Source organism: Pararhizobium sp. PWRC1-1 (assembly GCF_049897905.1).
Lineage (GTDB): Bacteria > Pseudomonadota > Alphaproteobacteria > Rhizobiales > Rhizobiaceae > Pararhizobium.
Window position 1 is genome coordinate 1 of sequence record NZ_JAFCXE010000017.1, and the last position, 12,912, is coordinate 12,912.

Annotated in this window: 8 protein-coding genes and 1 pseudogene; 6 read left to right on the forward strand and 3 right to left on the reverse strand. The window is 58.4% G+C overall.

The genetic code is table 11. The features are described 5' to 3' along the window. Nucleotides 1-316 (forward strand): annotated as a pseudogene (locus ACP7E0_RS23320) (group II intron reverse transcriptase/maturase); the annotation flags it as partial. A gap of 397 nt (nt 317-713) precedes the next feature. Here ACP7E0_RS23320 and ACP7E0_RS23325 read toward each other — a convergent pair. After that, nucleotides 714-977 carry a hypothetical protein gene (locus ACP7E0_RS23325; protein WP_426128256.1) on the reverse strand — a complete coding sequence of 88 codons (264 nt, stop codon included), beginning with the start codon at nt 975-977 and terminating at the stop codon, nt 714-716. Between the two features lie 117 nt (nt 978-1,094). Here ACP7E0_RS23325 and ACP7E0_RS23330 point away from each other — a divergent pair, with 117 nt between their 5' ends. Beyond that, complete coding sequence (locus ACP7E0_RS23330) at nt 1,095-2,852, forward strand: adenylate/guanylate cyclase domain-containing protein (RefSeq protein ID WP_426128258.1); 1,758 nt, start codon at nt 1,095-1,097, stop codon at nt 2,850-2,852. Between the two features lie 186 nt (nt 2,853-3,038). Continuing rightward, nucleotides 3,039-3,533 carry a hypothetical protein gene (locus ACP7E0_RS23335; RefSeq protein ID WP_426128260.1) on the forward strand — a complete coding sequence of 165 codons (495 nt, stop codon included), beginning with the start codon at nt 3,039-3,041 and terminating at the stop codon, nt 3,531-3,533. On the opposite strand, the gene ACP7E0_RS23340 is transcribed toward ACP7E0_RS23335, so the two are convergent. Beyond that, the gene (locus tag ACP7E0_RS23340) at nt 3,522-4,580 is read right to left on the reverse strand and encodes an NAD(P)H-dependent flavin oxidoreductase (RefSeq protein WP_426128261.1); all 1,059 of its coding nucleotides are present in this window, start codon (nt 4,578-4,580) and stop codon (nt 3,522-3,524) included. The two genes, ACP7E0_RS23335 and ACP7E0_RS23340, sit on opposite strands and share 12 nt — an antisense overlap. A 466-nt stretch (nt 4,581-5,046) precedes the next feature. Here ACP7E0_RS23340 and ACP7E0_RS23345 point away from each other — a divergent pair, with 466 nt between their 5' ends. Next, entirely contained in the window at nt 5,047-5,352 is a 306-nt protein-coding gene (locus ACP7E0_RS23345; RefSeq protein ID WP_426128264.1) for a hypothetical protein, read from the forward strand. 2,164 nt (nt 5,353-7,516) lie between these two features. Here ACP7E0_RS23345 and ACP7E0_RS23350 read toward each other — a convergent pair. Continuing rightward, complete coding sequence (locus ACP7E0_RS23350; protein WP_426128266.1) at nt 7,517-8,926, reverse strand: DUF1254 domain-containing protein; 1,410 nt, start codon at nt 8,924-8,926, stop codon at nt 7,517-7,519. Nucleotides 8,927-9,380: 454 nt separating this feature from the next. Between ACP7E0_RS23350 and ACP7E0_RS23355 the strand changes: the two genes are divergently transcribed. Together ACP7E0_RS23355 and ACP7E0_RS23360 are read left to right on the forward strand one after the other, a co-directional pair. Continuing rightward, nucleotides 9,381-10,991 (forward strand): arylsulfatase, encoded by a 1,611-nt coding sequence (locus ACP7E0_RS23355; protein WP_426128436.1) that lies wholly within the window; start codon nt 9,381-9,383, stop codon nt 10,989-10,991. A gap of 587 nt (nt 10,992-11,578) precedes the next feature. Next, nucleotides 11,579-12,847: an adenylate/guanylate cyclase domain-containing protein gene (locus ACP7E0_RS23360; protein ID WP_426128268.1), complete on the forward strand. Its 1,269-nt coding sequence runs from the start codon at nt 11,579-11,581 to the stop codon at nt 12,845-12,847. Nucleotides 12,848-12,912: the final 65 nt, after the last annotated feature.

A 12,912-nucleotide genomic window follows, 5' to 3' on the forward strand; every position in this document is an offset into this window, starting at 1 on the left:
GGAAGGGAAACGCCTGACGCGAAAGCTGAAGGCGTTGCGCGAGGGAGCATGGCGGCACATGCACATGACGTTGGCTACCCAGCACAAGTGGCTTGCCGCTGTGCTGCGTGGACACTACGACTACTACGGCAGGCCGCATAACTATCCCGCGCTCAACGGTTTCTATCAGCAAACACGCCGCATATGGTTCCGCTGCCTGAGACGGCGAAGTCAGAAAAGCCGGCGAATGGGTTGGTTGGAATTTGAAATCCTCACCGCACGCTTCGCGCTGCCAGTCCCACGTATTACTCGAACTTGGGCGCAGGCCAGGAGATGATGCGGGTTACTCTCGGGAAGAGCCGGGTGCGGGAAATCCGCCCGCCCGGATCTGTGAGGGCGAAGCCGAATGGCATAGCTACTCGACCACGATCTGAGCTCGCCAACGGCATGGGCCATGCCGTGCATTTCCAATTGCCGTAGGTAGCATGATGACGATCGCGCTCATCGTTCGTGACAGGCGCAGAAGAAGCACTCCGCTATGGCCGCTTTGCGCCTTCAAGTCGGTCATTCAGGTCGCCTTTGCAGTTTCCTGAAAGCTGACGGTCCGCTTAGGCCGACTGCGGACATCGGGCACGCAACGCCTCCGGCTCGCGCAGAGGTGAGTATTCGTCAATGCCGGAGCCCTGCTGCGAAATACCTCGAACAAAATCTCCCTGCATGGCAAATCACCGCAATTAGGTAGCAACTGCCACCAGACTCGAAGCCGCTTGAGCGAATAGGATTGCCGCGATCTTATAGAGCGGTTGCAGATGGTTGGTAGACGAGTTGAAGAGAAAGCGGGCCAAGATAGACATCTCAAGAAGTTGTGAACGCAGATCGTGACGCTGGAGCAGCAACGAGCGGACTTCAACGTGGTCATCCAGGCCTCCGAGCCGGACTGGTTCCGCTTCGCGGATCTTGTTCCTTTTGAAGGCAGCACACTCGTGAAGCGTCGCCATATCACCGTCTCAGTGGTATCATGAACCAGCACGGTCGCGGTTTCGGGCAGCCGGATGGTGCATGTCGCGTCAATCGCCTGGGCTTTATCCGGCGGATCTCCTGAGGGGGAGACAGCCATGGCAACTGCAAGAGCAGAGCGGCGGCTGGCCGCGATCCTGGCTGCTGACGTGGTCGGCTATTCCCGCCTTGTGGAGCATGACGAGGCGGGGACGTTGTCGGCCCTGAAGGTTCTGCGCCGGGAGGTGATCGATCGGCTGCTGGCCGAGCATCAGGGCCGTATTGTCAAGCTGATGGGCGACGGTGCGCTCGTGGAGTTCGGCTCGGTCGTCGATGCCGTCGCGTGCGCGGTCGCCATCCAGAAGGGCGTTGCCGAGAACCAGGCCGATATTCCAACGGAGCGACGCATCATCTTCCGGATCGGCGTCAATCTCGGTGATGTGATCCACGAGGTTGATGGGGATCTCTACGGCGATGGCGTCAACATCGCGGCCCGCCTCCAGACCCTGGCGGATCCAGGCGGCATTTGCATTTCCGGCACGGCGTACGATCACCTCCAGGGCAAGCTTGACTGCGACTACGAGTACCTCGGCGAACGCGCGCTCAAGAACATGGAGCGGCCGGTGCGACTGTACCGCACCCTTCTGGAAGGGGCGACCGCACGAACGGCATCGCCCAGGCCCGCACTTCCGGACCGACCATCCATTGCCGTGCTGCCGTTCAACGCCATGAGCTCCGACCCGGAGCAGGACTTCTTCAGCGATGGGCTCACCGAGGACATCACCACCGCGCTATCCAAGCTCAAGGGCTTCTTCGTGATTGCCCGCAACACGATGTTCACCTACAAGGGAAAGCCCGTGGATGTGCGCGCCATCGGGCGCGAACTCGGGATCCGCTATGTTCTTGAGGGCAGTGTCCGCAAGTCCCGCAACCGCGTGAGGGTGACCGCGCAGCTCGTCGATGCGGCCTCCGAAGCCCATCTCTGGGCCGAGAGGTACGACGGCGACCTCGGCGACGTCTTCGTCATTCAGGACGAAATCACCGCCAGCGTCGTCGGCCGCATCGGGCCGGAACTCCTGGCGGCAGAGCATGCCCGCGAAAGCCCCAAGCCGCATTATGGCCTCGATGCCTGGGAATGTGTCGTGCGGGCGGTGTTCCTGTGTTCCCAGTTGTCTGAGGAGAGCAGCCAGAAGATGCTCCCCCTGCTCGATCGGGCCATCGGACTGGCTCCCGATTATGCCCAGGCGCTCGCGATGAAAGGTTGGATTACGATATGGCGCGCGTTCCAGGGATGGGAGGACATGGGATACGCCCTCGCCCTTGCCAGGGATATCGTCCAAAAAGCCATTGCCGCGGACGATAAGGAACCGTGGGCTTACCTTGCGCAGGCGATGATAGCCTTTGCGACGCGTGACAATGTCCTGGCGACGGCAGCGATCAGCCAGGCTGTCGCGCTCAACCCCAACTCCGCGTTTGCACACGGCCAGTTGGGACTTGCGCATGCCAACGGGGGCCGCGCGGCGGAGGCCATTCCTTGCATCGACTATGCCCTCAGACTGAGCCCGCGCGAGGCTTTTCTCGGCGACTTTCAGTTCTACTACGCCATGGCTTACTTCCAAGGCGCGAATTACGAGCTTGGATTGAGTTATGCACGGGAGGCGCATCGCTTGCGGTCCGGCCACGCGGTTCCGCTGGTAATCGGCACGGCCTGTGCCGGACTTCTGGATAACCAGGAGGCTGCCACGGACTTGCTCGGACGGCTCAAGTCGCTAGTCCCTGACATCTCACGGGACGCGGTCGCAGTAACATCTTCTTTCGTCCGCGCCGAGGATCGGGCGCGCCTGATCGAGGGACTTGCCCGTGCCGGCCTGAATTGACGGGTTGGATTGACCTCGAGAACCTATCGCTTACCGGTGAGGAGCGTTCTTGGCAGCATGTCGCGACGACTTTCGGAATTGTGCTGCGCGGAAGCCCATCTCGCGGCCGCCGCGACATGCTTATAACCGAAAGACGATCCACTCGGATACGATACCGGCAAACCGTTCAACGTGCTCGCGCGGGAAATGGCCGCCGATGCCATTGCTGGGCGAAATCAGGATGCCGTCGACTGGGAGCTGGCTGCCTTCCGGAAGACGTTCGCCACCAAGCCGATTTCCGCCGACGACTACGAACGCAACGACGGCGCCCGCGAAATCATGCAGGCGATCGATCCGGTCATTCCGCACAGCGGTGTCGCCATCCACGCCGACGAGGCGATCTCCGAGGATCTGCAGGATGCCGTTTTAGCGGTTCTTGCGCAACCGCGCTCTCAATGTCGGTCTTGGAGGCTGCTGCGTACGGCAAACTTTTCACGAGAACGCATTCGATATCGGACAGTCTGGTTTCGGCCCCCTTGTGGAAATGATTTCCGCTTCGCGCCCTTAAGTCGGTCGTTCAAGTTGCCTTGCAATTCCCTGAAAGTTGACAGTCCGCTGAGGCGTGAAGCGGACACAGCTAGGAGAGGTGCAATTTATCAACGGACCCCTGTCATCAGCGGCTTGCGACCTCTACTTCAATGAGCCCAAGCGGGTCAGCGCGGAATGTGCCTCTTCCATCATCTGATGGACGACGTCGGCAGCCGGCTGAACGCGCTTCACCTGGCCGCAAACCTGGCCCGCGTAGAGCGCCAGCGCTTCCATGTCGCCCGTCATGCCGCGCAACGGCGACCACGTGCTCAGGCGACAGACGAGATCGTCTTCATACTGCGCAATGACATCGCGTGGAAAATCATCGGGGCCATGCCCGAGCAGGTTGTCGGCGTATAGCTTGGTGATACTGTTTTCGATTGTCCGTACCGGCGACTGCGGTGGCCAGCCGATGGCAAACACGTCGGAATAGACCGTGTCCGACGAGGTGGCATCAATAACCCTCTGCTTGTAATAGTCATGCGCGTAGGACTCCTTCGTCGCCAGGAATGCAGTCCCGCAATGGATTCCTTCCGCGCCGAGCGCAAGCGCGGCGACCAGGCTTGCTCCGGAGCCGAAGCCACCAGCGCCGATGACGGGTATGCTCACAGCCGCCGCCACCTGCGGGAGAAGGACCATGGCCGTGACTTTGCCATGGACATGTCCGCCGGCCTCAAATCCCTGGCAAATGATCGCGTCGGCACCGGCGCGACTGGCTGCGATCGCATCAGCGAGGCTTCCGACCTGATAGAGAACCTTGCATCCGGCCTTGTGGGCGCGATCGACGATGTCCGCCCGCACATCCCAGAAGAACACCATGACCTCAATCTTTGCTGCGGAGCAGGCCTCCAGCTCCTCGTCCAGTAAAACGGGGTCGGTAACGGATGGAACAAGATTGACGCCGAAAGAGCGGTTGGTTCTGTCCCTCACTGCCGCGACTTCACGCTGGATCAGTTCCGGCCTCTCCTTGACCATGCCGATGCAGCCAAAGGCACCGGCTGCCGTCACGGCCGCGCAGAGTTCTGATCGGCCAGGCCCCCCCATGCCGGCCTGAATGATCGGATAATCGCAGCCGAGCAAATCCGTCAGTCGTGTCCGCAGAGGTTGAGGAGAATTGACCATCGGATGCCCCGCCGAGAATTCACCAAGCCGAAAACGCATGAAGCGCCTCGATCGGGTGAAAAGCAATGACCCCGCATGGTCGTCGCGACATCATGGAGCCGTCAGACTTTCTGCGACTACCCGAAATTGGTTTACGAGTGTCGCAACGTCGCTTTGACCGCTTCCACACCGCCGCCCCGGATACCTGCTTTTCGCAATAATCGTATTGATAGCGGAATATCTGCTTCGGCCCAACGACGGAGATAAATTTCCGTTTCGCGCCGTCTTGCCACGTTCACACCACCCGCTTTAGTTCCTGGAAGCACTCAGTCTGCTATTCGATTGGTCACGGGCCGACAGCAGAAGCTTGAGTTCGTTCGAAGTGCGGCTGGACTGCAATTTTGACGAGGAAGTCTCGTTTAAAACGTATGCTGCGGCGTTTCCACTGAACTCTCGTCCAAAGTGAGAGTTGACCGTTCTAGCTCGCGAGGTGACACTCCGCCATCTAGTTGGAAAGGAGGCAAAAATGGAAGAACCAAGCCGCTGGCGACATATGCGGACCGCGCCAATGGACGGCAGTCGCATTCTCGTTACGATCCGCCCATCCGAACAGGGACCGGGGACGGTTGATCTTGCATACTGGTCGAAAGGTGATCAATTCGGTGCAGAAGCCTGGCGCTCTTCTGATTCCGCGCCGGGCCGGATTATCGAATATGCGGAGACGGAACTGAAATGCTGGATGCCCATGCCCTCAGCCAATGTCGATCGCATGACGGTGCCCATCGCATGGGCGGGTAAGGACGAGGAGGAACTCAACGGATCGGGGATCTAAGAATTCACGGTTGCTTATTTCCCGATACCCATTCTTACTTTGGTAATGGCGTCTACCCTAGTCGCGCCCCGAAAGCGGACATCACAATGGACGCGCGAAGCAGGATGGGAAAGGAAGCACGGGAATGCCGTTCGAAAAATGGTGATCGTCGAACGATAGGGCGCTCTAAGTTTGATGGAAGTACCCCACTGTAACAAGGAGCGTAATTTCGCCAGGGTCCGCATTGGGCCCAACAGCGGACAGGTCGACGCCGTACATCAAGGCACGCTTATGCCCGAGCAGAGGGCTTTCTGATCGAGCGATTTACATATTTTCGGGCTATCTGTCTCGCTTTGGCTTCCCACTTTGAAGTTCACTACTTCGCAAAAGCTCTCGCTGGACATCATTTATAAGCGGTACCCATTCCATCGCTTGATTGGTCACATTGGTGTTTAGGGACAGCAAAGGGGATGCGATAAGCTTTTCGAAAGCAAACGGTTTTGGTGATTTTACGTTCTGGGCCATGCAAGAGAGCTGGGAGGAAGTTTCTTCAAACGGACGCTCTAAAAGTTGCCAAACTCTAAAGAAATCTCGTGTCCCCTCCAAGGGGAACGTGCGGGCACAGAGCACTTCTATTCGAGCGGTCACGTCTGGAAGGCGCCCTCATTTCGGTCGTTCACACCACGCGATTGAGTTCTTTAAAGCCGTCGGGCTGCTTGCTAGGGGCGCTTGGTGCTGAACACGCAACCACTCCGAGGTGATAATCACCCAACGGGACGGATTTTGGGCAATGGTCGATTTGACGACGGGCGATCTCCTCTCGATCGCCGCGCTCGTTTACGGCATCCTGCTGCCACATGCGAAGTCGAGGAGTCTCTTGCCCTGATAAGACATGGCGCTAAGGTGAAAGCATGGCGGACCGAGGCGATCTCTCCGCTCAGAAGGCGCGGGCGCGTCAGGTTGGTCGCACCGAGCGGCCGATTCAGTATCAAACGTTGCAGGTGTGGTTCATCGATGCGCCGCGCGGCCTCCGGCGGCGTCAGCCACGCGATTCGCCTCTCGGTACTTTCGGGGAACCGCTTCCTTTGACGTCGTACTTCAGGAAGGAAAACGGCAACGATTGGTCTGATCGTGCTTCCGTCACCCAGCACCTTGTCATAGACGAAGTCGCCAATCGATAGCTTCTTCGACCGCCCGATGACACCGGCTTCCTCCCAAGCTTCCTGCTCCGCTACCTCTATCGTGTACCGGACGCAAAGCGCACCAAATTGCTGGATCGGCCGCGCAGTCGTGGCAACTTCAGGCATGTTTTCGCTTTCGTGTACAGAGAGCCCTTGAACTCCAAAGTGATATAACGGTTCCCACCTCCGCCGCTGATGGAGTCTGGTGGCAAATGGGTTAGCCACCGGCAATAGAAGGCGTTATTGAGTTTTATTCCGAGGCAGTTTTCCAACCTCACAATCACGGGGTCTTCGTCATCGGCGGCTGCTTCCAATCCAGATCCGCACCGATCACGGGATCGCACAAGGCGTCTCGACGTTCGTGGTCGAAACAGAAGTGACTTGGTAAACCCAGTATTTCCTATGAAAACCTCAGAAAGATGGGTTTCCAGCACGCATATAACCGCAAGAACTTCAAGCTGTGACACATCAGGCTGTTTTCCTTAGTGGTCACCGCGAGTGTCCTTGTACCGTAAACAGAAACCTGATGGGGCAGCCCCACGACGTCCCGATAATCGCAGATGCTAATGTCGATGAGGGGGGCCTCCCGCAATGATGTACCGAACCGCTAGCTCACGAGTAGCGTCTCGAGCCTAGATCTTGGCCGCCTGATTCGGCCTTTTGTGCGCAACTGCACGCCGGAGCGCTTCCCGTGGACGGCTGCTTGGGCCGATCCCAGACCTCTGCACCGACGTTCCGGATGTCTGCTTCTGGCATTGACCGTTTTGGCAACCGGCGGTCCGCCTCCCGCCCCAACTCATTCATTCCGCTTAGCCCAAGTCCGTGGTCGGACGACTGAATCTACTAGGAATGAAAGTCGAATAACACGGTTGTTGGTTCAGATCCCTTCAAGCGTCAGATGCCGGGACGCCTCTACTGACCCAAAATCACGATGCCCGGCGCCGGTACGCTTCCATCACGATAATTTTTCTCTGCTTTTTACCATACCAGGCTGCGCGCAGGACCTACTGAATCTTTTCGATGTCGGGCATTTTCCAACTTTTATCAAAAACCGCCTTTTCAGGACCGTAGAATCGAAACCAGGGGAACCAGTTCGTCCCGGCTGGCGTGATAATCGAGTTCGATACCTGCCCAGCGACAGCTTTCGGTCCGAAGTAGATGTCGACGGAGCCGTCGGCATTCTTGCGCAGCTCTTTGTCCAATGAATCCAGAGTCGGTCGCGGCAAGTCGAGGAAGAGGGCCGACGTCTCGGCGTTGTAAATTGTCACGGCCCAGAACTGGCTGACGGGAACATTCGCCGGAACCTCCAGGCGATAACTGTTGTCGCCGCGCAGCGCTTCACCTTTGCCGTCGAAGTTCGCGGCGAGGTAGAAGCTGCCTCCGCCGAGCTTCGCGGGCGGCAGGAAGAATCCGGCAAAGGCAGCGCCCCGCGTGTCGACATCGAAATAGGTGGGAACTGTCCACTTGAATGCTGTCTTCGGGCCAATCGCCGGGATCAGCAATTTCCACTGGCTGCCGGGCCACCAGTCTCCGGCGATCTGGATTTGTTGTGCGAGGAGCCAGACCTTCGCCTCTGTGACCGCCGACTGCAACTGGGCCACGGTCGCGGCATCGGGACTAAAATCCTTGCCTTTCTCGATCCCCAGCGGGAGGAGCATGCCCATCATTTGCAGGTCTTCGGGCTGCAGAGGCTCCTCGTTCAGCATGCGGGCAAGACTGGTGTAGAAGCTTTCATCGTAACGCACGAGGCCGTCATACATCGTGTCCGTCATGTCCACGAACCGCTGCGCAGGCGGGTTATCCTCCTTCGACAACGGATAGATTCTGACGAGCTTTACCAGATCGTCACCCTTTTTCTCGTCCTCTACCGAGTTGCTCGCCAGGATGGAGCGGATGCCCATGAAGGTATTGTAGGTCCTGGAGCGGATAGGGATGTAGCCGGACGGCACCTCGCCTGTGAAGTCGGGTGGCAGGATTAGAAATTTGCCGCCTTTGCCCTCGAACCCCACGTCAGTGAGCGGCACCTGCCAAGCGTCGGCAACCGTGCCCAGGAAGCTGGACCCGTTCGCGCCGGCTGGCAGGTCCAGAACGATCGGCCCGTCGTCTTTCGTGCTCACGAAGGCATAGAGGTAGCGAAGGCTCGTATTGGGGGTGAGTGACTGGTTCTTCCAGGTGCTGCCTTTTGGCCACCAGATAATGTCACCGTTTTTCGCCTTGCCGTCTCGGTAGTAGGCTTGCCGCAGGGCGTCTAGGGCAACGATCGGCATGCCCCAGATCACTGCGTCGACCGCACGACGCGCCACTGTTCGTTGCTGTAATTCTGTGGGCGAGAGGTCCTGCGTCGAAGCGGTCGCGGATAAAATGCCGAGCATTGCCGCTATGGCTGCCGACTGGAGAATGCTTTTTATCAACATTTGGTCCGTCCTCCGGTTTCAGCTCTATCGAGAGGCAACGTTGCGACGATAGGCGGCTCTTGGGAGAAGTCTAGTATGACACCGTATGGTACGTCATAGCGAGGCGCTTCAGGTGAGCGAATTCAGAAGGCGATCCCGATAAATTGTGTTGGTTCGGCCGACAGGCGACCCTCAGCGGACGGCCATGCTCCGGCCCTGCCGTGGGTCTCAGCCTGGTCGCCGAGTTAAACTTGTGAGATACTCGAATTGAGGATCGAACCCGTCTATCGCAGCCATTGCGAGGGGACCTCGGCGATAGCATCCCCGACGATTATCCCAGCCACGTTGGCAGGTACATTTTCGGCCTTCGAGGCGAGCAATCAATATTTACAATCCCAATTCGGCCTAACGCAGTTTCAGTATCGTGGCATCGATCCGGTGCCTTAACGCTCAAAAAGTAAGAGGAGGAGTAAACATGACGACCGTGAGGAGTCTCTGTTTCGGTCTGCTGGCTTCGGCATTTGCAGGCACGTTAAGCGTATCCGCAACCGCTCAGGATCAAACTGCAAAACCTAATATCGTTGTCATCATGGGGGACGACGTTGGCATCTGGAACATAGGTGCCTACAATCGTGGCATGATGGCTGGACGAACGCCTCACCTCGACAAACTTGCGGCTGAAGGAATGCTCTTTACCGATTACTACGCCGAGGCAAGCTGTACTGCGGGCCGAGCGAACTTCATTACCGGCGAATTGCCAGTCCGCACGGGCATGACGACGGTCGGTCAGGCAGGTTCACCGATTGGGTTGCCCGCAGCCGCTCCCACCATTGCAACCGTACTAAAGGACATGGGCTACGCCACGGGTCAGTTTGGTAAGAACCATCTTGGCGATCTTAATGAGTTTCTTCCGACCGTTCATGGGTTCGACGAGTTCTTCGGCTATCTCTATCATCTCGACGCCATGGAGGACCCATCACACCCAGGCTATCCGCAAGAGTTGCTCAATGTCGTGGGTCCGCGTAACATGGTTCACTCATGGGCGACAGAGGTGGATGATCCCACGGTGATGCCGCGCTGGGGCAAGGTGGGCAAACAACGGATCGAGGATGCTGGCACGCTCTATCCTGAGCGCATGAAGACCGTTGACGACGAAATCCAGTCCCTCTCCTTCAAGTTCATCGACAAAGCCAAGGCGGACGGAAAGCCGTTCTTCCTGTGGCTCAACCCGACCCGTATGCACATCGTAACGCATCTCTCGGACAAGTATGAAAATATGCGCAACTCGGAGAATGGCTGGACCATTCACGAGGCTGGTATGGCTCAACTGGATGACATCGTTGGTGCTACGATGCAGAAACTGAAGGATATGGGCGTAGACGACAACACCATCGTCATGTTCACCACCGACAACGGAACCGAGAACTTTACATGGCCGGATGGCGGGCAGACGCCGTTCTATGGTGGTAAGGGCACGACTTATGAGGGCGGTTTCCGAGCGCCGGCGATGATCCGCTGGCCCGGACATGTCCCGGCCGGCTCAGTCGGTAACGGCTTGATTTCCGGCCTCGACTGGTTCCCGACATTCACGGCAGCGGCAGGCAATCCCAATATTGCTGTGGAACTGAAGGCCGGGAAGGAAATGAACGGGCAGAAGTACAAAGTGCACCTCGACGGTTACGACCAGACGAGCATGATCACCGGGTCGGGACCGTCGAACCGCCACGAAATCTGGTATTTCGCCGAAAGTACTCTCGGTGCCGCCCGCGTCGAAGACTACAAATATACCTTCAAGGAACAGCCCGGCGGCTGGCTCGGTGACACAGTGACACTGGGTGCGCCAACCATTGTCAATCTGCGTCTGGACCCGTTCGAGCGGACAGCGTTTTACAAGGGAAACACCGGCTCGCTCGGATATTTCGAATGGTACAAATTCGAGTTCTGGCGCTTCGTTCTTGCTCAGCAACGGGTAGAGCAACTGGCGAAATCCGCCATCGAATTCCCACCGATGCAGGAAGGCGCGAGCTTTGGGCTGAGTGCCGTCAAGGCACAGATTGCCGAGGCCATGAAGAAACAAGGCCAATAGGTCGTTTCGTTATCGAAGGGCGGCTCGCGAGGGCCGCCCGGTTACGCATGCTTGGCCCGATAGCGGACGTCGGCCACACCACTGTCGTATGACCGCATTCGTCTACTGCGTTTCAGAAGCAGGCAGACCGCAGACGGCCCCTGTGCTGTTTGACAGCAACGCGCCTGCATCTCGGCCGTAGAGATAAAGTTCGCCTCGACCCAGAAGCTGATATGGAGGTGACTGCGCTGATGGTCTCGGCCGCGCCAGTTTTGACTTCCCGCCAGCCACAGCGAAGGTCGCGATTCGACTCTTTTCTGCCTCCTTCAGTTCGCAACAACCAGATCGACGCATAGGCGACGGTACCAAATCCACCGCGGTAGGAGGGCAGGCTTGGTATGGATCACACTGCCTACCTCCATCGATGTCTGCGTCAACTGCCGCACAGTCCACGCTCGATGAGATAACCCGCAAGACAGGCAAGCGATGACCGTCGTCGGCGTCTGGGCAACCAAAACTTCTCGTCCTGCATTGACCCTGGCAATATCAACTGGCCCAGCAGCGCAATTAGGCTTCTTACCTGCGGACGATGCCGGTATGATCGGGTCATGGATACACGTGACTGCAACGAGATCGCCGCGTGGTTGGCCGAGGCCGGCCTGCTGGGGATTCGAGACGAGGCCTCGCTTACGCAGGCATTCTGCCAACGATGCGTCGAGGCCGGACTGCCGCTCGGCAAAGTCTTCGTGATGATCGACACGCTACATCCGATGTATGAGGCGCGCGCGTTTTTTTGGGACGAGCATCCCGGAAACCATTTCCGCGAAGAAGAACATGTCGGCAGTCGTGATCCGGAAGGTGCGGGTCAGCGGTCGCGTAGCCCCTTTCTGCAAATGCTGCGTCGGCGCGAGACCTCGCTGCGCTGCCGACTGGAGCACGGCGAAACCCACGGCTATCCAGCGATCCAGGAATTGTGTGACGCTGGTCAGACTGACTATCTGGCATTCGTCTACCGCACGCGGCAGGCAGTACGAGTCGAAGATGTCGATGCATTCTATGCGCGTTTCACCACGGCTCGGCCGGGCGGATTCAGCGACGTTGATGTGGCCTGCCTGGCGCAACTTACGCCTCACCTCGGCCTCGCCATTAGGTCCGCTGCACAGACCCGGCTGACGAAGACGCTCGCCGAAGCATATCTCGGTCGCGATGCCGGCCGGCGTGTGCTCAGCGGCGCGATTCGACATGATGCTGTCAGGCGTATCGGGGCCGTGCTCTGGTATTCGGACATCACTGGCTACACCCATCTCTCCGAGTCCGTGCAGGTCGATCAGTTGATCCCTCTGATCAACGACTATGCGGAGGCGGTGATTGGGGCGGTCAGGTCGGCCGGCGGTGATGTCCTGAAGCTGATCGGAGACGGTGTGCTGGCGATGTTTACGAGTTCCCGGCCGGAATATGCGTGCCGAGCGGCCGTTGACGCGGAGCACGATCTACGGCTGCGCCTCGGCCAGCTTGCACGCCGCCGCAAAACAGAGGGCCTGCCTGTCGCCGACATCCATCTCGGTCTGCATGCGGGCGATGTATTCTACGGCAACATCGGCACACCCGACCGGCTCGATTTCACTGTGGTTGGCCAGGCAGTCAATGAAGTAAGCCGCATCAGCGACATGTGCCAATCCACGGGGCGAAACATGCTCTGCTCCTCGGAGTTCGCCGACCTCCTGCTGGGGGAAGAACGAGACAAGCTCGTTTCCGTCGGGCGATTTGCGTTGAAAGGCGTTGGAAAAGCCAAGGAATTGTTCACGCTCGATCCAAGCCTTGCAGCCGCGGGTACGACACCGAAAATGAGGGCCTCTCGCCGGCGGGCGAGGCATTGATGGGACAAGACCTGTCGCTGCGTCTGGCCGCCTGTATGAATACGCTTCCGCTTAGACAGGGCATG

Bases quoted from the DNA above. Each gene is read 5' to 3' on its own strand.
- ACP7E0_RS23325 (WP_426128256.1), bottom strand. From the start codon at position 977: ATGGCGACGCTTCACGAGTGTGCTGCCTTCAAAAGGAACAAGATCCGC.
- ACP7E0_RS23330 (WP_426128258.1), top strand. From the start codon at position 1,095: ATGGCAACTGCAAGAGCAGAGCGGCGGCTGGCCGCGATCCTGGCTGCT.
- ACP7E0_RS23335 (WP_426128260.1), top strand. From the start codon at position 3,039: ATGGCCGCCGATGCCATTGCTGGGCGAAATCAGGATGCCGTCGACTGG.
- ACP7E0_RS23340 (WP_426128261.1), bottom strand. From the start codon at position 4,580: ATGCGTTTTCGGCTTGGTGAATTCTCGGCGGGGCATCCGATGGTCAAT.
- ACP7E0_RS23345 (WP_426128264.1), top strand. From the start codon at position 5,047: ATGGAAGAACCAAGCCGCTGGCGACATATGCGGACCGCGCCAATGGAC.
- ACP7E0_RS23350 (WP_426128266.1), bottom strand. From the start codon at position 8,926: ATGTTGATAAAAAGCATTCTCCAGTCGGCAGCCATAGCGGCAATGCTC.
- ACP7E0_RS23355 (WP_426128436.1), top strand. From the start codon at position 9,381: ATGACGACCGTGAGGAGTCTCTGTTTCGGTCTGCTGGCTTCGGCATTT.
- ACP7E0_RS23360 (WP_426128268.1), top strand. From the start codon at position 11,579: ATGGATACACGTGACTGCAACGAGATCGCCGCGTGGTTGGCCGAGGCC.